This window comes from Rhizobium sp. BK529, assembly GCF_014194105.1.
Lineage (GTDB): Bacteria > Pseudomonadota > Alphaproteobacteria > Rhizobiales > Rhizobiaceae > Rhizobium.
Genome location: NZ_JACIAU010000003.1, coordinates 555,430 through 576,804, shown reverse-complemented (window position 1 = coordinate 576,804; position 21,375 = coordinate 555,430). Strand labels below are relative to the sequence as shown.

General features: G+C 59.3%; 20 protein-coding genes. 6 read left to right on the top strand and 14 right to left on the bottom strand.

The genetic code is table 11. The features are described from left to right. Positions 1-14: 14 nt before the first annotated feature. The 11 genes from FHX08_RS22695 to FHX08_RS22645 all read right to left on the bottom strand — a co-directional run bounded on the left by FHX08_RS22695 (position 15) and on the right by FHX08_RS22645 (position 12,028). Entirely contained in the window at positions 15-452 is a 438-nt protein-coding gene (locus FHX08_RS22695; RefSeq protein ID WP_165911948.1) for a helix-turn-helix domain-containing protein, read from the bottom strand. Between the two features lie 115 nt (positions 453-567). Further along, positions 568-1,557 carry an ABC transporter permease gene (locus FHX08_RS22690; RefSeq protein WP_132656824.1) on the bottom strand — a complete coding sequence of 330 codons (990 nt, stop codon included), beginning with the start codon at positions 1,555-1,557 and terminating at the stop codon, positions 568-570. Positions 1,558-1,560: 3 nt separating this feature from the next. Next, positions 1,561-2,415 (bottom strand): ABC transporter permease, encoded by an 855-nt coding sequence (locus FHX08_RS22685; RefSeq protein ID WP_132656823.1) that lies wholly within the window; start codon positions 2,413-2,415, stop codon positions 1,561-1,563. Beyond that, positions 2,412-4,187, bottom strand: a complete 1,776-nt coding sequence (locus FHX08_RS22680) for an ABC transporter ATP-binding protein (RefSeq protein WP_132656822.1) — start codon at positions 4,185-4,187, stop codon at positions 2,412-2,414. The genes FHX08_RS22685 and FHX08_RS22680 overlap by 4 nt, the downstream gene beginning before the upstream one ends. Positions 4,188-4,254: 67 nt before the next feature. Next, on the bottom strand, positions 4,255-5,808 hold the full coding sequence (locus FHX08_RS22675) for an ABC transporter substrate-binding protein (RefSeq protein WP_132656821.1): 1,554 nt from the start codon (positions 5,806-5,808) through the stop codon (positions 4,255-4,257). Between the two features lie 243 nt (positions 5,809-6,051). Beyond that, a complete protein-coding gene (locus FHX08_RS22670) occupies positions 6,052-6,825 on the bottom strand; it encodes an SDR family NAD(P)-dependent oxidoreductase (protein WP_132656820.1) in 774 nt (257 codons plus the stop codon). A gap of 11 nt (positions 6,826-6,836) precedes the next feature. Continuing rightward, positions 6,837-7,562 carry an SDR family oxidoreductase gene (locus tag FHX08_RS22665; RefSeq protein ID WP_132656819.1) on the bottom strand — a complete coding sequence of 242 codons (726 nt, stop codon included), beginning with the start codon at positions 7,560-7,562 and terminating at the stop codon, positions 6,837-6,839. A 24-nt stretch (positions 7,563-7,586) separates the two neighbouring features. Further along, positions 7,587-8,861, bottom strand: coding sequence for a D-tagatose-bisphosphate aldolase, class II, non-catalytic subunit (locus FHX08_RS22660; protein ID WP_132656818.1), 1,275 nt, complete (start codon positions 8,859-8,861; stop codon positions 7,587-7,589). Then, on the bottom strand, positions 8,861-9,838 hold the full coding sequence (locus FHX08_RS22655; protein ID WP_132656817.1) for a sugar kinase: 978 nt from the start codon (positions 9,836-9,838) through the stop codon (positions 8,861-8,863). Before FHX08_RS22655 ends, FHX08_RS22660 begins: the two co-directional genes overlap by 1 nt. Before the next feature lie 23 nt (positions 9,839-9,861). Next, entirely contained in the window at positions 9,862-11,079 is a 1,218-nt protein-coding gene (locus tag FHX08_RS22650) for an ROK family transcriptional regulator (protein ID WP_132656816.1), read from the bottom strand. Between the two features lie 64 nt (positions 11,080-11,143). Beyond that, positions 11,144-12,028 (bottom strand): sugar phosphate isomerase/epimerase, encoded by an 885-nt coding sequence (locus tag FHX08_RS22645; protein WP_132656815.1) that lies wholly within the window; start codon positions 12,026-12,028, stop codon positions 11,144-11,146. A 297-nt stretch (positions 12,029-12,325) separates the two neighbouring features. Here FHX08_RS22645 and FHX08_RS22640 point away from each other — a divergent pair, with 297 nt between their 5' ends. The 6 genes from FHX08_RS22640 to FHX08_RS22615 all read left to right on the top strand — a co-directional run bounded on the left by FHX08_RS22640 (position 12,326) and on the right by FHX08_RS22615 (position 17,644). Further along, positions 12,326-13,759, top strand: coding sequence for an ABC transporter substrate-binding protein (locus tag FHX08_RS22640; RefSeq protein WP_132656814.1), 1,434 nt, complete (start codon positions 12,326-12,328; stop codon positions 13,757-13,759). A 96-nt stretch (positions 13,760-13,855) separates the two neighbouring features. Then, entirely contained in the window at positions 13,856-14,731 is an 876-nt protein-coding gene (locus tag FHX08_RS22635; RefSeq protein ID WP_132656813.1) for a carbohydrate ABC transporter permease, read from the top strand. Between the two features lie 4 nt (positions 14,732-14,735). Next, positions 14,736-15,572 (top strand): carbohydrate ABC transporter permease, encoded by an 837-nt coding sequence (locus FHX08_RS22630; RefSeq protein ID WP_132656812.1) that lies wholly within the window; start codon positions 14,736-14,738, stop codon positions 15,570-15,572. A 4-nt stretch (positions 15,573-15,576) separates the two neighbouring features. After that, a complete protein-coding gene (locus FHX08_RS22625) occupies positions 15,577-15,783 on the top strand; it encodes a DUF2160 family membrane protein (RefSeq protein ID WP_132656811.1) in 207 nt (68 codons plus the stop codon). 61 nt (positions 15,784-15,844) lie between these two features. Continuing rightward, on the top strand, positions 15,845-16,906 hold the full coding sequence (locus FHX08_RS22620) for an ABC transporter ATP-binding protein (RefSeq protein WP_132656810.1): 1,062 nt from the start codon (positions 15,845-15,847) through the stop codon (positions 16,904-16,906). Between the two features lie 12 nt (positions 16,907-16,918). After that, a complete protein-coding gene (locus tag FHX08_RS22615; protein ID WP_132656809.1) occupies positions 16,919-17,644 on the top strand; it encodes an SDR family oxidoreductase in 726 nt (241 codons plus the stop codon). Positions 17,645-17,678: 34 nt separating this feature from the next. On the opposite strand, the gene FHX08_RS22610 is transcribed toward FHX08_RS22615, so the two are convergent. Genes FHX08_RS22610 through FHX08_RS22600 form a run of 3 tightly spaced genes read right to left on the bottom strand, consistent with a single transcriptional unit; the run spans position 17,679 to position 21,120 of the window. Continuing rightward, on the bottom strand, positions 17,679-18,473 hold the full coding sequence (locus FHX08_RS22610; protein WP_132656808.1) for an HpcH/HpaI aldolase family protein: 795 nt from the start codon (positions 18,471-18,473) through the stop codon (positions 17,679-17,681). 9 nt (positions 18,474-18,482) lie between these two features. Next, positions 18,483-19,961, bottom strand: a complete 1,479-nt coding sequence (locus FHX08_RS22605; protein WP_132656807.1) for an NAD-dependent succinate-semialdehyde dehydrogenase — start codon at positions 19,959-19,961, stop codon at positions 18,483-18,485. Between the two features lie 34 nt (positions 19,962-19,995). Further along, complete coding sequence (locus tag FHX08_RS22600; protein ID WP_132656806.1) at positions 19,996-21,120, bottom strand: tartrate dehydrogenase; 1,125 nt, start codon at positions 21,118-21,120, stop codon at positions 19,996-19,998. Positions 21,121-21,375: the final 255 nt, after the last annotated feature.

Sequence of the window (21,375 nt, the reverse complement as noted above, 5' to 3'; positions counted from 1 at the left end):
GATCTCGTGACTGCTCACTGCAACGGCTGATCTTGGGTTGGGGGTAAGTCGGCCTTTCGCATGCCATCTTGAGAGGCGCCTTGCGCCCCGAGTTCATGCCGCCATTGGCTGGGTGTCGTGCCGACAAAACGGCGGAACAGCCGACTGAAATGGGCATGATCCGACAAGCCGCAGGCAAAGGCTATGTCACCCATTTCGTGCTCGGAAGTGAGCAGTAATATTTGGGCGCGCTCGATACGTTGCTGCATGACGAATGCATAGGGGGACATGCCGAAACTGACCGAAAACGCACGGCGGAAATGGCCGGGGCTGAGTTTTGCCGCCGCCGCCAGATCGTCGACGCGAACCGGTCCCTCCAGCCTCTCATCAACGTATTCAGTGATGCGTCTGACCTGCCAGCTACTGAGGCCCGTCCTGCGACGGCTCTTGTCCTGACCATTCTCTTGATTCATCTGACCGTCCTGCGACATGGGCGGGATCGCCATCTTCAGATGAACGCCGAACGTCCGGGAAATCCATAGGATAGAGGTCTAGCAAACTAGGCCGAAGGAATAGGTTTTAAGCTTGCTAAAGCTCAATACGCGGATCGGCCAGGGTTTGCAGGATTTCGACGACGATGTTCACGAGGATATAGAAGGTTCCAAGAACAACGGTAACACCGAGAACAGCCGGGAGGTCGGAGCTGGTCAACGACTGGACCATATAGAGACCTAGGCCTGGCCATCCGAAAACGAGCTCGACGATCAAAAGATTGCCGAACAGAAGTCGGACCTGCAGACCGATCATCGCCAAAGCCGGCGAAGCGGCGTTACGAAGCCCATGACGCAAGACGACTACGGCCTCACGAAGACCTTTTCCTCGCGCAGTTCCAATATATGCCTGCTGCATCACGTCGTGCAGCGCGCTGTTAAGACTTCGCCCCACCGCCACCGCAATGGGCAGGGCCAGAGCGCAAGCAGGCAGCAGCAGATGCCTGACCGCATCAAGGCCGAGATCACCTCTGCCGCCCACGATCGCATCGATGAGATTGAGGCCGGTCGGCCCGCCAATATCATCCTCGCTCATTCTGCCAGAACCCGGCAGCCATCCGAAGCGGAACCAGAAAAAATAGACAAACAGCAAGGCCGACATGAAAATCGGCACTGAACCTGCCGCAATGAAGATCAACCGTAGCGCTCCGGATCCCCCGAAAATATGGGGTAGGATTGCAACAATACCTGCCAGCAAAAGGCCGATACAGAGAGAAGCCAGCGACAGTTCAAGCGACGCCGGCAGATATTGTCTTATATCGTTCACCACTGGCTGACGGGTCCTGACCGACGTTCCGAGATCGCCTTCTGCGAGCCGCGACAGGAACCGGCCATACTGGACAATAATAGGATCGTCGAGCCCGAGCTGTTGGCGAAGAGCATTCACATTCGAGAGAGGCGTCAGAGGTCCGGCGATAGCGCGCGCTGGATCGGCGGGAATGATGCTTTGCAGGCAGAACACCGCAAAGCTCATCGTCAGGAGGACGGCTACAAGGCCCAGTGTACGTCTAATGAGATAGGCGACCATATGCTAGCTTCCCCGCAATGCCGCCCGAAGGCCGTCGCCTGCGAGATTGGCAAGGAGGCAAATGAGGAAAATGACCGCCGCCGGCAATATCGGAAGCCACCAATAGGCAGAGAGACTATCGAGCGCACGCGATGTCATCGCTCCCAGCTCGGGTGCTGGCGCCGGCTGGCCGAGCCCGATGAAGGACATGAGCGACATCGTCATGATCACGTTGGCCACATCCAGCGTCGCGGCCACCAGCAGGGCTGGAATGGCACCGGGAAGAATGTAACGCAACAGGAGGCGCGGACCGCTGACGCCGGCCACCCTTGCAGCCTCCGCATGCGGGCGTGCATTCAACCGACGCAGTTCGTCACGCGATATACGGGCATACCAGGGCCACCATGCGATGCCGATCGCAATCATCGTGTTGGCCAGCCCCGCCCCGAGCGTTGCGATGACGGCCAGGGCTACGAGTGTCGAAGGCAGGACAAGGAAGAAATCGACCAGCCATTGCGCCAGCATGTCGAACCTGCGGCTGATGAGGCCTGGAATCATGCCGACGCATGTGCCGATGATGAGGCTGAAGAGGACAAGAGCGATTGCCGGCAGCCATGTATATTGGACACCGAGAACGATACGAGAAAAAAGGTCGCGCCCGATCTCGTCTGTCCCGAACCAATGCTCGGTGGACGGCGGCAGATAGGCCACTGCAACGCGAAGCTGCGGATTGAAAGGTGCCAGCCAAGGTGCGAACAAAGCGACGACCGTTATGGCAAACACGCCAAGCAGCCCAATCCGGTCGATCCAGCCGATACGGCCAAGAATGACAGGCCAGCGGACGAGCCGCTCCTCGGGGAGGAACTCGGGAACGTTCATGCGTCCCGCCCGCCTGTGCTCGCAGGCGTCTTCGGTATTGCGGCAAGGATAGCGCTCATTGACAGGGGACCGAAACCTGCAGTGGTCGCATCGGGATCCCCTTGCTGAACCACCCGGCCCTGATCGAGCACGGCGATTCGGTCGGCAATTATCCGTGCGGCAGCGAGATCATGGGTGATGAACAGCACCGCCATGCCAAGCTGGCGCCGAAGCCGGCCGAGAAGGTTCAACGTCGTGGCAGCAAGCGACACGTCGAGCGCGCTGATCGGCTCGTCGCAGAGCAGAAGTTTCGGGGGCAAGACGATCGCCCTGGCAATCACGGCGCGCTGGCATTGGCCGACCGAGAGGCTCGAAGGCAGCGACGACATAAGGCCCTTATCGAGGCCAACCAACTCGAAGGCTTCGCGGACTCTATGAACACGCTCCACTTTGCCGAGACCAAGATGCCGCAAGCGATCACCTATCTGCTGACCGATCGGAAGCCACGGTGTCAGGGAGGCAACCGCGTCTTGAAAAATAACCTGTGGCGACACATCGATCCGGAAAATCTCCCCGCCGTCGGGCGCCAGCAGTCCAGCCGCGAGCCTCAGGATTGTCGATTTGCCCGCGCCGCTTTCTCCGACCAGGGCAACACATTGCCCGAGCCTGACGGAAAGATCGACTGATTCCAGAACCTGGCGCTCGCGGCGTCGGCCAAACAACCCGACAGTCGTGGTGAAGCTCTTGCTGACACTGGATAATCGCAGCGCTTCGACCGGCCCTGCCGCTGGCGCAGGCGGCCAGATTTCCGTGGTGCGGTACCGGCGAGCGGCAGAATCCGCCAACTCAGGGAAGATGCAGGCTGCCGCATGGCTCGGGATAGCAAGTGAATGGAGCTCGGGCCGCCCGGTTATGCATTCACCCCTCATGACAGGACAGCGGGCAGCGTAACAACAGGCGTTTTCGGGATTGGCAAACTGCGTCTGCTCCACCGGCAAGGTGGGTAGCAAACGACGACGATCCGTTTCGAAATCGAACTGTGTCGCCAGCAGGCCGGCCAGATAGGGGTGGCGCGGATTGGTCAGCGCGTCATCTGTTCTGCCGAACTCGACAACGCGTCCCCTGTAGAGCACAAATATGCGATCGGCGAGCGAGGCTGCCGCGGCCAGATTATGGGTGATGAACAGGACGGCCATCTGGTGCTCTCGTGCACCCTCACGTAACAGTTCGAGAACCTGATCCTGCAAGGCGAAGTCGAGGGCGGTGATCACTTCATCGGCAATTAGCACTTTTGGTCGCGCCATCAACGCCATTGCGATCAGGATGCGTTGGCGCTGTCCGCCGGACAAACGATGCGGAAATGCATCCAATATGGCGTCCGCATCTGCAAGCCCGACCCGGTCTAGCCAATCTCGGATGAAAGTGTCGTCGCCGCCAGCCGATTCCCTGAGCTGATGACGGATCGTCATTGTGGGGTTTAGCGCACCCATCGGATCTTGTGGAATGGTGCGCACGAGCTGGTGGCGGGCTGCACACAGCACCGCTGGCCTCGCGCCAACGATCTCTGTGCCCGCAAGACGAATGGAGCCGGTGACTTTGGGCTCGCTGAAGGCCGGCAGCAGCCCCTGAATTGCAGTTCCGAGCGTGGATTTGCCGGAGCCGCTTTCGCCAACGACAGCGATGATCTCGCCCGGCATTGCTTCCAAGTTGATACGGTCGAGCACCAGATTATCGCGACCGTTTTGTCGCAAGACGACACTGAGATCGACAATGGAGAGCGCAGCTTTGATCATGACCTCTTCAATTCCCCGCAGTTGGGATTGCAGCCACGGACCTCGCCGGAAGCCACACGCTCTGCCATCAGCGCCTCACGCGCGAATAGTCGATGCTGCCTCTCGGAAACACCGGACGAAGTCCCAGATCCTTCAGCCCCTTGCGATGGACAACCACGTCGTCGACATCGACGAGCGGAATGAAATGGCCCGCATCGAAATACATTTGGCCCGCTTTTTCATAGAACGCATTGCGCGCAGCAAGATCCACCGCTGAGGCCCCTTCGGCAACGACGGCATCGGCTTCCGGAAGCGTACTGCCGTAAAGATTGAGCGGCGCATCCTTTGTGAAGAAGGCCTTTGCCTGATTGTCGGGGTGAGCCGCATCCGGGGAAGCGATGATCAGCAGCATGTCAGGAGCTGCCGGATCGCCCTTCATGGCATAAGCCGCCCCCGGCGGCATTATATGCGAAGTGGCCTGGACGCCGATCAGCGACAGCCCGGCGATCATCAGGTCGGCGATGCGCCCATAGCTCGGATTGGCGCTGTAGAGCCCAATGGTGAGGATGACTGATCCGTGCCTGGCGATGGCAGACTTCGCTGCCTCGATATCCGTCGGAAACTGCACTGGCTGGCCGGGATTAAGCATGATGTTTGGATAAAGCGATTTCGAGACATGCGCATATTGCCCGAAGGCATCCTTCGCCCACAAATTTGGGTTGATCGCGGTCAGAACAGCCTTGCGAACTTCGGCATCGTCGAGCGGCGATCCAGGCTTAATGAAGGCCTCGTATTGTGTCATGCTGGGAGCCGACGTTATTTCCAGATCGGCCGGCAGGCTGCCGAGCTGCGCGAATGGGAAATTGGCCGGTACGGCATCGATCTCGCCAGCCTTCAATTTGAGAATTTGCTGGCCGATATCCGGGATGACCGGAAATTCCACCTTGCCAAAAAAAGGTCTGGCGCCCCAATAGTCCTCGTTTCGCTCGAGCACATATCGCTCACCGCGCTTGAATTCGGCGAGCTTGAAAGGCCCGGTCCCAACCGCGTGATCGGTCAGCCATCCCGTCGCAAAGTCGCCCTTGGCATGATCGGAAAGGACTGCAGAGCTGATGATCTTCGGTCCCCATGGACCTGCAAGACTATCCATGAAGGAAGGCTGCGCATGACGCAGCGTGATGACCACCGTGGAACTGTCCGGTGCTGCGATATCCGCGACGTTGGCGAGCGTATAATTCTGCACAAAGCCGCCGTCGCGTCGGCGCTTGAATGAGGTGACCACCGCATCGGCGTTCAAGATCGTACCGTCGTGAAACTTGACGCCGTGGACGAGGTGAAACGTATAGGCCAGGCCATCGCCGGACATTTCCCAGCTCTTTGCGAGTGACCCGACGATCTTCGTCGAGCTCGCTTCATATTTGACGAGACCTTCATAAACGCTGTCGAGCGCCGTCAGTCCGGCAACCTCAAAACCGTTATCCGGATCCAGAGTGCCGATATCAGACGAATAGGGAATACGCAGGATATTCTCGGCATGACCCGCAGCCACGGAGATCAGCAGTCCAAGCGAAAGAGCAAGCAGTCGAAGACCGATCGCGAGGTTGATACGTGAGACTATCGAAGCGAAGAGGAATTTCGGCATTGAGTGATCCGTGATTGCGTCATACCGGCCACGAGCGGCGAAAGCTCAAGCCAGCTATTCGTCATCACAATCATAAAGGCGCGTCACTGAATACCTTTGAAGATTCCGCGCCATAAATATTTCCTGCTTCCGCTGACGGAGCCATCCGCGGAAGCATTTAAAAGCCTGGAACCAGTAGCCCCACAGGAAGATGGGCTTGCAATACAGTCGCTGAGGACACGGCGCCTGCGAACAATATCGCAGCTACCAGCAGGTGAACCCTGCGTCGACGCTGACGATTGCGCCCGTCATCAGGCTTGCCGCACCGGATGCAAGGAAGAGAACTGCGCTTGCAACCTCCTCAGGCGTGCCCATTCGTCCCATCGGCGTATCGTTGAGCCAGATCGGAATCCGTTCGCGATTGGCTTCGACTGCCGCAACCATCGGCGTTTCGATATAGGTCGGCGCGACGGCATTGACCCTGACGCCATGCTGAGCCCATTCGGCGGCCATCGACCGGGTGATGTGATGCACCGCCGCTTTTGAAACATTATAGGGAGTCTGCGGCTGCGGCCGGTTACAGATAATACCGGACATCGAACCGAGATTGACGATCGCACCGCGTTTCATCGCAACCATGTGACGGCCGAAGGAGCGCGAGCACCAGAAGACGCCATTGACATTGACGTCCATCATTCGCAACCAGTCGGCGTCGGTGACGTCTTCTGACGGGACGCCGCTCTTGCCGATCCCCGCATTGTTTACCAGGATCGTTGCCGGCCGTCCGCCATCGGCAAGCTCATTGGCGATCGCCTCCATGCGCGCTGAATCGGTGACGTCACCCAGCCGCAGCTCAATGTCATAGCCTTTGTGCTTCAGCGCCAGCGCTTCCTCTGCGTCGGCTTCGTTACGCTCGATCACGACGACGGCGGCACCCGCCTCAGCGAGCGCGTGGGCGCAGCAAAGCCCGATGGCGCGTCCACCGCCAGTGACAACCGCCCGTTCCCCCTCGACGCGGAATTTTTCCTGATAGCTCATGATTTCGCTCCTCAGATGTCGAATGCGCTTGGAAGAACGACGATGTCGCGGATCGTCACATTACGCGGACGCGTCAGCATGAACATGATGGCGTCTGCTACTTCTTTCGGCTCGATCAGGGCACCGGCCTCCTTCGCCTTGCGCAGGTTCTCCTCCGGCCAGTCGGCAAGCAGCGCGCTGATGACAGGACCAGGCGAAACCGAGCCGACGCGAATGCCACTTTTCAGAAGCTGGCGGCGCATCGTCTGGACGAAGCAATGCATCGCCCATTTCGACGGCGAATAGACCGGTTCCCAGGGAACAGGGGCATGGCCGGCTACCGAACTTGTGACAACGATATCGCCGGTGCCACGTTCGATCATGTGCGGAATGACGGTGCGGACATTCTTGATGACGACGTTGACGTTGAGGTTCAACATACGGTCGATCGCGTCGAGATTGGCATCCGCAAGATCACCGCCGATATAGGTACCAGCATTGGCATGCAGGATGTCGAGCTGGCCTACCTTCGACAGCACGCGGTCGAGAAGCCCGGCGCACGCGTCGGTATCCAGGAGATCCAAAGCGAGTGGAATCGCCTGTGTACCGAGGCGCTCGCAGGCCGACTTCAGCGCCTTCTCGTCGCGATCGACGAGAACGACCGTGGCACCGGCGGCAATCATCGCCTCCGTCGACGCCATTCCGATACCCGATGCCGCGCCTGTGATCGCAGCGACCTTTCCCTTCAACTCGTTCATTCTTTCCTCCTCGGTTGTGCGGCTCTATCTACCTGCGCCGCATGCTGCGTGATATTCGGCAAGGCTCTTCGTTACTCGCCAGATCAGAACCTCCTCAGGATCCAGCGGTGCTTCGGAAAACCGCTCAGCCTCCGGCATGTGTTGCCAGAATAGCGGGAGAGGCACGGATTTTCCGGCAAGCGCGTCAGAAAGGCGCGCGACTGCCGATTGCGCCTCTTCGGACGCCCAATAGTATCGGATGCGATCCGACAGCGAATAGTGCCGAAGCCAGCGCTGCCTGTCTTCGGTGCCGTGATAGTGACGGCTCCAGTTCTCCGGATGCGCCAGCATCAAGGCCTCCATCGCAGCGTAAAGAGGACGCTCGCCATAATCAGGCACGAGATCAGAGGCAATCAGATCCAGTCCATAGAGGGCTTCGCGTAGCACGAAGGTCAGTTCCGGCCCGACTTTGAGAATAGGGAACCCATCTTCGACGAGCGCCGTCAGCGGAGCGATCCCCTGGTAATCAGTGGAATGGGCTTCGAATACGAATTGCGGCTCGTCCTCGAGCACCTGCTTCAATGCGTCGATCCTGCTCCGGTCGTAGCGGATGACGTTGTGGTTGCCGAACTCGACACCCGGCTGCACCACGAGCCCGATGGCACGCGCAAAGGCCTCCGCCAGACCGGCCTCGGTGAAGACTCGACGATGAATGTCGATTGTCCGCCTCGCGGCGGAGGCCGATGTCGGCTCGATCATGGTCAGCGCGTGATCCGCGCCGCCGGGCGGAGGAACCTCGGTGCCGATCACATAGAGCGGCATCGTGCCACCTGCTCGTTTTGCCGAAGCCTCGGCAGCAGCGGCAAGCCGCGCAGCGCGATGGGCTGTCGTCTCGTCGTCCAGCGCTGCAGCCTCGCCCATGCAGCCCATCGATGCATCGAGATGGATCTTTTGGAAGCCGGCATCGACATAGGCAGCTACCATCCTCTCAGCTTCCGCCATGGCCACTTCCGCTGGCTTATCCCGCCAGGGATTCGGCCCCAAATGATCGCCACCAAGCATGATGAGATCGTCCGGACATCCCTCTTCTTTGGCGATACGCTGTACGAGCGCCGCAAAATCTGAAGGGGTCATGCCGGTGTAGCCGCCCAGATGATTGACCTGGTTGCAGGTCGCCTCGATCAGCACGGTGCCTGAGTGATCTCGCCCGTAACGCAGTGCTGCCCGCAACACGATCGGATGGGCTGAGCAGATCGAAGCGATACCGACGGGACGGCCCTGTGCCCTGAGGGAAGCCAGTTCGCTGAGTGCTATCCGCATCAGACGCGCCTTTCCGTTGAAGCGATAAACGCATCAAGTTCCTGGCGCGTGCCGGCCCCTTCCATCGGACCGCGGATCGTTACATTGCGCGCGCCCGCAGCCGAACCATAGATCAGGGCCTCCTGCGGAGACATTCCGAGCCGGCGGCAGGTGAGATACGCCCCACCGAAGCAATCACCGGCGCCCGTCGGATCGACCTCCTCGACCAGAAAAGCGGGAGCGTCGATCCGCTCTCCGTCTCTGCCGAAATAGGTCGCGCCATCAGCTCCGCGCTTCAGCACGATTTCCTTCACGCCGATGCCGAACAGACGACCGATCGCCTCGGCTTCGCCGGGCACGCCTGCCGCCCGCTCAAGCTCTTCCCCAGATGGCAGTAGGAGATCGGCGGCAGCGACAAGCTGCGCAAATCGGCGCTCAGTGTCCTGATCGAGCTGCAGTTCCTTGCGAATATTCGGATCAATCGAGAGCGTACCGCCGCGTGCCTTCACGATCTCGACCGCCCTGTCGATCACGTCCCGGGCGCTCGGAACGGAGAGAGCCGAGCCCATCACATGCAGATGTCCGCTGCGATGGAAGAGATCGTTGACGCCTTGGGACCATCCGAAGCGAGCGGCCGCAGACCTGGCGATATTGTAGACGAAGTCGCGGGAGCCATCCTTGCGGTAACGGACGAAGGCGCTGCCGGTCGGATAGTCTGGATCGACGGCAATTGTCGACACATCGACGCCGTCGCGCTTGAGCCGATCGATATTGACACGGCCGAAATCGTCGTCGCCGACCGCCCCCACCATTGCCGCCGAGCCGCCGAGCCGGCCGCATTGCGAGATGAAGATCGCCGGCGCTCCGCTAGGAAACGGTCCGACGAGCGGTTGCGCTTCGAGAAAACCGTCTCCGTCGGTCGTGGCAATGATCTCCACCAGGATCTCGCCGACGCAAACCGTGGGACCAAGATGATCCGGGGCCAAGATTGAAGCCATTGCAATTCCGCTTTCGATAGAACTCAATAAATTGCCGTTGATCGTTGTAACGCGCCGTCTTCACCACCGAATTCCTCGTTTTCGAGGGAGAGGAAGCGTTGGTGTAGCATGCATGCCGCCCCGAAGGCGGAACCGAACTCCGCATCGTCATCAACGACGATCTTGGGAGTCGGAAAAGGAATGTTCTGGCCCTCCGACATGTGGACCGCCACGCGGGCGGCCACCATCGGATAAAGCGATGCGACGGAGCCACCGAGCACGATCCGGTCCGGGTCGAGCAGGCGACAGGCCTGCAGCAGCGCATAGGCAAGATGCCGCGACCATGTCTCCGCGATGTTCACCGCATCCGGAACGCGATCGCGGACGTCGGCCAGGAACTCCTGCAGATCGGCGTCAGCCCGTCCGGTCGCTTGCCTATATTGCCTGATCAGCACCTCGCGACCGATCAATTGCTCGAATTTCTGCCCGCCGCTTCCCGGTACCAGCGTATGGCCGATTTCGCCCGCAAGGCCATGACCGCCGCGAAAAAGCTTGCCATCGATCATGATCCCGCCGCCGACGCCAGTCTCCATCAGCAGAAATAGCGTCACGCCCGCAACGCCGTGACGATAACTGTCGCCGATCGCAAAGGCGTTGGCGTCATTTTCCACCGTGATCGGCACCTCCGCCGGAAAGGCGCTCCGGCCGATCTCCTTCAGCGGCACATTCCGCCAGCCGATGATCGGCGCGAGCGTGACAAGCCCATCCGGCCGGATATGCGCCGGTGTCGATATGCCGAACCCCTTGCAACGCTGCAGCATGTCTTCCGTCATAGCATCCGTGATCAGCGCGACGCCGCGCGCCACCGCCTCCTCCACGGTCGATGACGGCGTTTGGAAGGCCAGCTTGCGACAGACCCTGACATCCGCAGACAGATCGACGACGACAGCCGATATGTGCTCGACGCCGATCTCGATACCGACGAAGAACGCGGCGCCTGGAATGAGTTCGAGCATGATTCCCGGCCGGCCGGCGCGGGACTGTCCCGCGCGCTGATTGCTGGTTTCCTCCGACTCTTGGACAAAGCCGCCTTCCGTCAGTTCGGCAACGATCTCCCCTGATGACGAACGGTTCATCCCGAGCTTGCGGGCCAGATCGGCCCGGCTCAGGCGACGATGGCTGTAGATCGTCCGCAGAGCTGCGACGATATTGTTTTGCCTGATCCTGCGCGGTGAGCTTCCGATGGAGACCGTGTCGTTCATGTTTACTTTCCTTCAAATCGACTGCTCCAGCCTACACTTACGAAGCAGATCGTCAGAAGGTTTATCAGGGGCGTGCGTTCGTGACGCGGCGTCGTTTTGCTTCTTCGTATTTCAGTTCGATGTAGCGTTTGGCGTGGGCGGCCAGCGGATCATTGTCCGTCCAGGTATCGCGCCATATAGCGCAGGCAAGTGAAAGACCCTCATCGACAACGGTAGTAGAAAAGCTTTCGAACACGATGTCGCGCTTGTAGTCGATATCGAGCAGCGCATCGAAGATGAGGTCGAAATTGATGACGCCATCGCCAAGATAGCCGCGGTTGCTCTCGCCGATATGGAAATAACCGATCTTGTCACCGGCAAGTCGGATTGCAGCGGCCGGATTTGCTTCCTCTATATTCATGTGGAACGTATCGAGATGCAGCTGGACATGGCCCGATCCGGTCTCGGAAATGAATTTCAGGCCCTGGGCCGTCGTGTTCAGAAGGTTCGTTTCGAAGCGGTTCACGATCTCCAGGACGAGATCGACGTCCGCATCCCTGGCAATGTCGGCTGTCGCGGCGATAGCCGCCACACTATTGTCCCAGCCCTTCTTCGTCGGCTGGCGGTTGTACTTGGTGTGCGCGGAATAAAGGATTCCGCCGAGCTTGTTTCCACCGATGTCGCGTACGGCGCGTACGGCATCGGCCAGCATCTGCTTGCCGGCGGATACCGCTGCAACGTCCTCGCTTGAAATATCCTTGTCGATCGGCAGGCCCATCGTCACTCCGATCTCGACATCGAGCGACTGCGCGAGCTTCGCCAGGCGATCGAGATTGAACCTCTCGGGGCGCAGGTAGGCGAATTCAATGGTGCGGTATCCATGTTCGGCAGTCTTGTTGAGGGCCATTTCCAGCCCCTCCTGGGTTTGGCCGCCTGTCCATACAAATGAATGGATACCCAACCGACGCATGACCATTTTCCTCCAAAAAACGCATTTGATCGCAAAACTGCTATGCCATTTAGTATGGTGAAGCAACAAATAAATATGCGATTCGAAATTTTCGTCTCTTCACGACAACGTATTGCAGCGCAACATTTTTATTCCACGCATCTCACTGTGAGCGAGAAGGATAAAAATGTTTCGGTCTAAATCAACGAGATAGGATGCACATTTGCAGGTTTGGACAACAAATATTGCGCACGCGGCGTTTTTCGTCTAAACCATGGCCTGGCGACATGATCTCGCTGCTATCTGGGAGGATTGACAATGAATTATGCTTTGAAGGCCAGCGCCCTTGCGCTGACGCTCAGCCTCGCCACCGCCGCTTCGCCGGCCTGGGCGGATTTCTGGTCCGATGCCGGTGCCAAATTCAAGGGCGTGACCCTGCATGGCGTGACTGAAAGCACGCCGCCGTCCAACTACATCAAGGATGTGCTCGCTCCGGAATTCGAGAAAAAGACCGGCATCAAGGTCGAAATCGAGACGACATCCTGGGATCAGATGTACGACAAGGCCATCAAAGACATGGAGGCCAAGACCGGCATCTATGACATGGTCTACATCGAGCAGGACATCATCTATTCGTATCTGTCTCGCAACTTCCTCGTCAACATTACCCAGACGCTTAAGGACAAGCCGGATCTGAAGGCGCCGACCTATGACGATGCAAACTTCACCAGCTTTGCCGACTATTTCAAGGACAAGAAGGGCGATCTCTTTGGCGTACCAATGGAAGCGTTCCTGAAGACCTATCTCTATCGCAAGGACCTTTTTGACGATCCGAAGATCAAGGAAGCCTTCAAGAAGGAAACCGGCAAAGACCTGAAGCCGGCGACCACGCATGAGGATTACACGCAGATCGCCGAATTCTTCACCAAATACGGCAAGGATAATGGTCTTCAGCTTTGGGGCACCACCGCCCAGGCCCATACAGGCCATGCCGCATCCTGGTACGAATATTTCGAATCCATCGCGCCGACCTTCGGCGTCTACAACTGGGGCATCGACGCCAGCAACAACTACGCAGCAACCGTCGAGCACGGTGGCTCGATGAACAGCGACAAGGCAAAAGCCGCATTGAAATACTGGCTGCACCTGCGCGACATCGCTCCACCGGAATCGACCCAATCGACCTGGACGGAAACCGCAACGACCTTCGCTGCCGGCCGCGTCGCCCAAGGCTTGATCTACGGCGAGAACGCGGCATGGATCGCCAGCGACCCCGCTCAGTCGAAAGTGGTCGACAAGGTCGGTTTTGCATTGCCGCCGCTTGAACCGGGCGTGCTGGAAGATGCAAAATCCGGAAAGGGCTATATCGGCTATTATGACGGCGGCGCCTTCGGCCTGCCGGTGACGTCCAAGAACCAGGAAGCAGCCCTGCTCTTTCTTCAGTTCATGGGCCAGAACGACGTCCAGCCGGACTGGGCGATTGCCGCTCCGCGCATCACCAACAAGGCGACCTTCGACGATCCGAAAGTCAAGGCTATGGACGTCAAACTCGGCGGTTTCTACACAATGTTGAAGGATGAAGGCAAACTCTTCGCCGGCGCTCCTCCGTATCCGTTCCACGCCCAGTTGCGTGAGGCAACCCTGCCGATCTTCTTCGACATTCTCACCGGCAAGATCGCGCCAGACGCGGGTCTCGACCAGATGGCTGCCAAGACGGAAGAGGAACTCACGTCGCTCGGCTATCGCAAATAAGTCATCCTCCCCACCTTGGCGGGTCGTCTTAGCTGGCGGCCCGCTCCTTTCCCTGCCCGATAGGCGGCCCTAACAGGTGCCAAAGAGGATGAGGCAATGCATTCACAAAAGTTCGGATGGCTACTGCTGTCACCGACGATCCTGATCCTCGGGCTCTTCGGCATCTTTCCTTTCATCTACGTCGTCTGGGTTTCGTTCCATCAATGGAATCCATTCGCCGCAAATCCGCTGATGGTCTTCAATTGGGCGTCGAACTACCGCAGCCTCGTCTTTGACCAGCAATTCCTGGCCTCGCTCGGCGTCACCATCGCCTTCGTCTTCTTCGCCGTCGTTTCCGAACTTGTTCTCGGGTATATGCTCGCGCAGGCGCTGATGAAGGATTTTCCCGGAAAGGCCTTCTTCCGCACTATCCACACCCTTCCTCTGATCATGGCGCCCATCATCGTCGGATCAGTGTGGAAGCTGATGACGACGCCGTCGATCGGCATCATCCCATATCTGCTGCGAACTTGGTTCGGCTACGACCTGAACATCGGCCAAAGCGCTGTCGCGGCGTTTGTCATCACCATCATTATGGACGTCTGGCACTGGACACCGCTGGTCACCCTATCGCTGATCGCCGCGTTGGTTTCGCTTCCGCCGGATCCTTTCGAGCAGGCGCAGATCGATGGCGCCGGCAAGAGCCAGATCTTCTGGCACATCACGCTTCCGCTGATCCGCCCTGCCCTGCTTGCCACAGTGTTCATCCGGCTCATGGATGCGCTGCGCACGGTCGACGAAGTCCTGATGCTGACGGGAGGGGGGCCCGGATCAGCGACACGTTACATCGGCGTCCACATCTTCAGGGAAGTCTTCCCAAAAACGAACTATGGTTACGGTTCGGCAATCTCCGTCATCGTGCTCTACCTCACCATCGTCGTCTGCTGGCTGCTCTATGTCGGCCTGATTGCGCCACGCACAAAGAGGGGCTGATGCGATGAAGAGACAAAATCCCTGGCTTCCCGTTCTTCTGTGGACGTTGATCAGCTTTGCAACCCTGTTCCCGATCTACTGGCTCTTCGTCATCTCTGTGAAGCAGCCCTTCGATCTGTTCTCGACGCCTGACGTCGTACTGCGGAGCTTCTTCTGGAAGAATTATCAGGACGTGCTGACGAACGAGACCTTGCGGCGATATATGATCAATTCGCTGGTCATCTCGTCTGGAAACGCGGTCCTGGTGACGACCCTTGGTTTTCTCGCTTGTTACGCGCTCACGCGCTTCGATCTCGCGGGCAAGGAAAGCATCTTCTTCTGGACGATTACCAACCGTATGGCGCCGCCGGCCGTCTTCCTGCTGCCCCTCTTCCTGCTTTTGACGCAGGTCTACAGGATCGGCGACTTTTCGCTGGCGGATTCGAGGCTCGGCATGATCCTGGTCTATTGCTCCTTCAATCTTCCCTTCGCCATCTGGACACTCCGGCCGACTGTCGAAGGGATTCCGAAGGAACTTGACGAGGCCGCCTATGTGGATGGCGCAAGCCCCTGGATGGTCCTCTATGACATCGTTTTCCCACTGGCACGGCCGGGGCTTGCGGTGACGCTGATCCTCACGTGGGTCTTTGCGTGGAACGAATATCTGCTTGCCGCCACCCTCACCAATTTCAACGCCCGCACGCTCACGACCGGCCTTTCGGAATACGTCACGACAACAGGTACCGCCTGGGGCATCATGGCGGCGATCTCCATGCTGACATTGATCCCGGCGCTCATCGTCTTCTCGGTGGTGCAGCGTCACATCGTTGCCGGCCTGACCTTCGGCGCAGTGAAAGGATAGCGAGATGGCTGCGGATTCTGGAAATAATGAAGAACAACCAGGCTTCCTGCCGATCGAAATGAACTGGTTCGACCGACTGTTCATCTCGGTGGTGATCTGGGTTGCCCTCTCCCTGTTCTGGATGCGGTTCGTCGAACCGTTCGGGCTTTCGGTCTGGTTTGCAGCGGCGATCTCCGCCGTGCTCGGCGCCTATATCATCTGGAAGGGGTGAGCCGGTGAGATTCATCGACATTATCAAGACGCAAGCCGTGCTGCATTAGGGAGAAACGACATTGGCAAACGTACAGGTCAGCGACGTCACCAAGAGATATGGCGCTCTTCAGGTCATGCACGGCGTCAGCGTCGATATCGAGGATGGCGAATTCGTCGTGCTGGTCGGCCCCTCCGGCTGCGGAAAGTCTACGCTGCTGCGCATGATCGCCGGTCTCGAGACCGTCAGCAGCGGCGATATCAGGATCGGCGGGCGCGTGGTCACCAACGCTCCGCCCAAGGAACGTGACATCGCCATGGTCTTCCAAAGCTACGCGCTTTACCCCCACAAGACGGTCGCCGAAAACATGGGCTTTCCGCTGAAGATGGCAAAACGGCCAAAGTCGGAAATTGACGAGAAGGTCGGCAGGGCGGCCGAAATCCTCGACCTGACGCGCTATCTCGACCGCTATCCGAAACAGCTGTCGGGCGGCCAACGGCAACGCGTCGCCATGGGCCGAGCGATCGTGCGCGACCCGCAGGTCTTCCTGTTCGACGAGCCGCTATCGAATCTCGATGCCAAGCTTCGCGTCACTATGCGCGTCGAGATCAAGGAACTGCACCAGCGACTGAAGACCACCACCGTCTATGTCACGCATGACCAGATCGAGGCCATGACGATGGCAAACAAAATCGTCGTCATGCGTGACGGACGGGTGGAGCAGGTGGGAAAACCGCTCGAGCTCTACGACTTCCCCGCCAATCTCTTCGTCGCCGGCTTCATCGGCAGCCCGTCGATGAACTTCCTCCAGGGCCGGATCGCAACACGGGACGGAAAACAGGTCGTTGTCACGGATCAAGGCATTGTCCTGCCCGTAGATCGCGTGAATGCCGAAGACGGCAAGGCCGTCACTTATGGCATTCGTCCGGAGCACATCACCATCGGTGACGACGGCATTCCTGTCGACGTGTCGGTCTATGAGCCAACAGGTTCCGAAACGCTGATCTTTGGCCGTGTAGGCGGCGCGCCGATCGACGCCCTCATTCGCGAGCGCATCGAAGTCACACCCGGCAAGGTGCTGCGTTTTCATATTGATCCACGCCGCGTTCACATCTTTGATCAGACAACGGGACAGCGATTGTAAGGCGAGGAGCATATGAATTTCGAAGGCAAAAAAGTAATCGTCACCGGCGCCGGCAAAGGCATCGGTCGCGTTGTTGCAGAGATATTGGTCAAGCGCGGCGCTAAGGTCGCGGCACTGACTAGAAGTTCTGACGACGTCGTCTCGCTCCGCGAGGACCTAGGCTGTCAGGCCATTCAGGTCGATCTTGCCGATGCGAAGGCGACGCGGGAGGCCGCGTGTGCCGCACTTCCAGCGGACTTCCTCATCAACTGCGCGGGAACGACTGAGTTGCAGTCCTTCCTCGAAACCACGATCGAAGCCTTCGATCATCTGATCGCAGTCAATACACGCGCTCCGATGATCGTGGCACAGGAGTATGCTCGCTCCTTGATAAAGGAAGGTCGCCACGGCGCCATCGTCAATGTCTCCTCCGTCGCCGCCTTCGTCGGCATTCCGGATCATGCAGCCTATTGCGCTTCGAAAGGCGGCCTCGATGGCCTGACGCGCGTCATGGCCAAGGAGCTGGCGCCGCAGGGCATCCGCGTGAATGGCGTGCATCCGACCGTGACGCTGACGCCGATGGCGATCAAAGCCTGGAGCGACCCCGAAAAGGCCGCCGGCATGCTGAACCGCATCCCGGTCGGACGGTTCGCAGAGTCTGAGGACGTGGCGGAGGTGATCCTCTTCCTGCTCTCGGACGAAGCGGCGATGGTCAACGGCATCTCCATGCCGGTTGATGGCGGCTATATGATCGCGTGACGTTTGGCGCTGCTCTGTAAAGGGCTGGGACAGATCAGCCGCCGGAAGCAATCTTCCGGGCTGCGTTGATCGCCCTGCGGGCACCGGAGCGCAACTGCGCGGTCTCGGCACCGGCGATGACAAAGGCGAAACCGAATTTCAAAAGCTCGCCGGCGCGCTCGCCGTCACCAGCAAAAGCGCAGGCGAATTTTCTATGTGCGCGGCAACGGGCAACGGCATGCTGCATGGCGCTGTCGATCTCGGCGGCGTTCGGGGCCACCTGATCGCCGTTTGACAGCGCAATGGAGAGGTCAGAAGGGCCGATGAAGATGCCATCGATGCCGGGCACGCCAAGGATGTCGTCAATCGCTTCGAGTGCCGCGCGCGTCTCAACCATGGCCATGGCAACCGTCACATCATTGGCCTTCTTCAGATAGTCGTCGGCCGAGAGGCCGGTATGGTTGAGCGCCAGCGAAGGACCCCAGCTGCGCTCTCCAACAGGCGGATACTTGGTGGTTTTGATGAAGGCTTTCGCATCCTCGGCCGAATTGATCATCGGGGCGATGATGCCCGAGGCGCCAGCGTCCAGCAGGCGAGAGGCGGAGGCGAAATCGCCAACCGGAATGCGGGCAACCGCGGGCTTCCCTGCCACGCGCACATGGCTCACAGCGGCTGCAGCCGACGGGAGGTCCCACATCCCATGCTGCATGTCGAGCACGACGGCATCGAAGGCTTCTTGGGCCAGATGATTGACCAGCAGTGGATCGGGAATACCCACCCAGGCGGAAATCATCTGGCTTTCAGCGGTTCTGATCCGGGCTGCGAAGCCGTCGATGTCAGCTGCACTCATGGATTCTCCTCAGTTCGAAAGGCCACCAATGGCCATGTATTTGACCTCGAGGAACTCTTTAATGCCGTATTTCGAACCTTCCCGGCCGATGCCGGACTGCTTCATGCCGCCGAAAGGAGCGACCGCCGTCGAGATGAGTCCCTCGTTGATACCGACAATGCCGAATTCCAGGGCCTCGGCAACCCGGAAGATGCGGCCGACGTCGCGAGCGTAGAAATAGGCGGCGAGACCGAAGGGCGTATCATTCGCCATATCGATCGCCTCTTCTTCCGTCTTGAAGCGAAAAAGCGGGGCGACCGGACCGAAAGTTTCGTCGTAGAAGATTTCCGCGTCGCGGGAGACATCGGAGAGGATGGTGGGCAGATAGAAATTGCCGCCGCGCCGATCGCGCTTACCACCGGACACGATTTTCGCGCCGTGTTTGACGGCATCCTCGACATGCGTTTCGACCTTCTTGACCGCAGCTTCATCGATCAGCGGACCGAGGGTGACACCCTCCTCCATGCCATCGCCGAGCTTCAGTTCGGCAACAGCTGCTGCGAGCTTGTGGGCGAAGGCGTCATACACTTTGTCCTGTACAAGAATGCGGTTGGCGCAGACGCAGGTCTGCCCGGTATTGCGGAACTTGGAGCCTATGGCGCCCTTGACCGCCTCGTCGAGATCAGCGTCGTCGAAGACGATGAAGGGTGCGTTGCCACCGAGCTCCATGCTGGTCTTCTTGATGGTGGGTGCGCATTCGGCGAGCAGCTTTGCGCCGACGGCCGTGCTGCCGGTGAAGGTCAGTTTGCGCACCTTGGGGCTGCCGGTGATTGCAGGCCCCGTTTCTGACGAAGGGCCGGTGATAACATTGCATACACCGGCCGGAAAGCCTGCTTCTTCCGCCATCACAGCGAGCGCCAGCGCCGAATAGGGCGTCTGGCTCGCCGGACGGAGGATGCCAGTGCAGCCTGCCGCCCAGCCGGGACCGGCCTTGCGTGTGATCATCGCCGAGGGGAAATTCCAAGGCGTGATCGCCGCGAAAACGCCGATCGGCTGTTTCTGAACAATGAGACGGCGGCCCGGAACGGGCGAGGGAATCGTATCGCCGTAGACGCGCCTTGCCTCTTCGGCAAACCACTCGATGAAGCTTGCGGAATAGACGATTTCGCCGCGGCTTTCCGAGAGCGGCTTGCCCTGCTCGATCGTCATGATTGCCGCAAGGTCCTCAAGGTTCTCGTGCATTAACTCGGCGAGCTTCCAGAGGTGGTTGGCGCGCTGTTCGGCCGTCAGCGCTGCCCACGCCTTCTGCGCCTTGTAGGCGGCATCGATCGCACGGTTCGTCTCGACCGCGCTCATGGCCGGCACGGTGCCGATCACCTCGCCGGTGGCGGGATTGGTGACGTTGTAGGTGCGACCGCTATCGGCCTGCACCCACTGGCCGCCGATATAATTTGCTTCGCGGAAAAGCGCCGGGCGGCGGAGCTTGTAGCCCGAAAGTCTGTTGATCATGACTGGATACCTTCCATGAAACGAGCCGCCGGAATCAGACGGCCGGAATATTCTCGTCATTGGGGGCGAAGTTCGATCCTCGCAGCGCTTCGCATACGGCGCGGGTGACATCCGCTGTGGTTGCCTTGCCACCAAGATCTGGAGTGAGAATGCCGGCGGCACAGACCTGTTCCACCGCCGATATCAATATCTTTGCCGCGGCCGCCTCGCCGAGATGTTCCAGCATCAACGATGCCGTCCAGAAGCTTGCGACAGGGTTGGCGATACCCTTGCCGGTAATATCGAAGGCCGAACCATGGATCGGCTCGAACATCGAAGGGAAGCGCCGCTCGGGATCAATATTGCCCGTCGGTGCGATACCGAGCGAGCCGGCAAGTGCGGCAGCGAGATCGGAGAGAATGTCGGCATGGAGATTGGTCGCGACGATCGTATCGATGCTTTTCGGCTTTGCTACCATGCGGAAGGTCATGGCATCGACCAGTTCCTTGTCCCAGGTGACGTCAGGGAAATCCTTTGCGACCTCGGCTGCGATCTCGTCCCATAGGACAAGGCCGTGGCGTTGGGCGTTGGACTTGGTCACGACGGTCAGCAGTTTGCGCGGTCGCTTCTGCGCCTCGCGGAAGGCAAAGCGCATGATGCGCTCGATGCCACGGCGCGTGAAGATTGAGGTCTCGGTCGCCACTTCCTCCGGCAAGCCGATATGGGCGCGGCCGCCGTGACCGGAATATTCGCCTTCGGAATTTTCGCGCACGATCAGCCAGTCGAGATCGCCTTCCTCGACATCCCTCAGCGGGCTTTTGACGCCGGGGAAGATGCGGGTCGGGCGAATATTGGCGTATTGATCGAGGCGCTGGCAGATCGGCAGGCGCAGGCCCCAGAGCGTTACATGATCGGGCACGTCAGGCGCGCCGACCGCGCCGAAATAAATGGCATCGGCCTCCTTCAGCAGAGACAAGGCGTTGTCCGGCATGAAGGCTCCGGTCTTGCGATAGCGCTCGCTGCCCCAGTCATAGCGATCGATATAGAGCGCGAAGGCGCCACTGCGGGCAGCCAACACCTCAAGCACTTCGAGGCCGGAGGCGATGACTTCGGGGCCAATGCCATCGCCCGGAACGGAGGCGATGCGGTAGCGGCGAAGCGGATTGGCATTGGCGTTCATGGAGACCTCAAGTAATCGTCAGATGAGGCCGCCATCGATCAGCATCATCTACCTGGTAATCATCCGGCTCGTCGGGGGCGACGAACTAACACGCACTAGCCGCATCTCCGATCTTGATTTCCTCGTGATACATTGCGACTTCTGCCTGTCGGCGATCTTGCTTTCATCCTGGTACCAGAGCTGTTTTCCCGCAACTACTATTCCAGCCTCCGGTCGAATTCTTCACGGCGACGCGCATCGATGGCGCGGGCTTCT

Bases quoted from the DNA above. Each gene is read 5' to 3' on its own strand.
- FHX08_RS22695 (WP_165911948.1), bottom strand. From the start codon at position 452: ATGAATCAAGAGAATGGTCAGGACAAGAGCCGTCGCAGGACGGGCCTC.
- FHX08_RS22690 (WP_132656824.1), bottom strand. From the start codon at position 1,557: ATGGTCGCCTATCTCATTAGACGTACACTGGGCCTTGTAGCCGTCCTC.
- FHX08_RS22685 (WP_132656823.1), bottom strand. From the start codon at position 2,415: ATGAACGTTCCCGAGTTCCTCCCCGAGGAGCGGCTCGTCCGCTGGCCT.
- FHX08_RS22680 (WP_132656822.1), bottom strand. From the start codon at position 4,187: ATGATCAAAGCTGCGCTCTCCATTGTCGATCTCAGTGTCGTCTTGCGA.
- FHX08_RS22675 (WP_132656821.1), bottom strand. From the start codon at position 5,808: ATGCCGAAATTCCTCTTCGCTTCGATAGTCTCACGTATCAACCTCGCG.
- FHX08_RS22670 (WP_132656820.1), bottom strand. From the start codon at position 6,825: ATGAGCTATCAGGAAAAATTCCGCGTCGAGGGGGAACGGGCGGTTGTC.
- FHX08_RS22665 (WP_132656819.1), bottom strand. From the start codon at position 7,562: ATGAACGAGTTGAAGGGAAAGGTCGCTGCGATCACAGGCGCGGCATCG.
- FHX08_RS22660 (WP_132656818.1), bottom strand. From the start codon at position 8,861: ATGCGGATAGCACTCAGCGAACTGGCTTCCCTCAGGGCACAGGGCCGT.
- FHX08_RS22655 (WP_132656817.1), bottom strand. From the start codon at position 9,838: ATGGCTTCAATCTTGGCCCCGGATCATCTTGGTCCCACGGTTTGCGTC.
- FHX08_RS22650 (WP_132656816.1), bottom strand. From the start codon at position 11,079: ATGAACGACACGGTCTCCATCGGAAGCTCACCGCGCAGGATCAGGCAA.
- FHX08_RS22645 (WP_132656815.1), bottom strand. From the start codon at position 12,028: ATGCGTCGGTTGGGTATCCATTCATTTGTATGGACAGGCGGCCAAACC.
- FHX08_RS22640 (WP_132656814.1), top strand. From the start codon at position 12,326: ATGAATTATGCTTTGAAGGCCAGCGCCCTTGCGCTGACGCTCAGCCTC.
- FHX08_RS22635 (WP_132656813.1), top strand. From the start codon at position 13,856: ATGCATTCACAAAAGTTCGGATGGCTACTGCTGTCACCGACGATCCTG.
- FHX08_RS22630 (WP_132656812.1), top strand. From the start codon at position 14,736: ATGAAGAGACAAAATCCCTGGCTTCCCGTTCTTCTGTGGACGTTGATC.
- FHX08_RS22625 (WP_132656811.1), top strand. From the start codon at position 15,577: ATGGCTGCGGATTCTGGAAATAATGAAGAACAACCAGGCTTCCTGCCG.
- FHX08_RS22615 (WP_132656809.1), top strand. From the start codon at position 16,919: ATGAATTTCGAAGGCAAAAAAGTAATCGTCACCGGCGCCGGCAAAGGC.
- FHX08_RS22610 (WP_132656808.1), bottom strand. From the start codon at position 18,473: ATGAGTGCAGCTGACATCGACGGCTTCGCAGCCCGGATCAGAACCGCT.
- FHX08_RS22605 (WP_132656807.1), bottom strand. From the start codon at position 19,961: ATGATCAACAGACTTTCGGGCTACAAGCTCCGCCGCCCGGCGCTTTTC.
- FHX08_RS22600 (WP_132656806.1), bottom strand. From the start codon at position 21,120: ATGAACGCCAATGCCAATCCGCTTCGCCGCTACCGCATCGCCTCCGTT.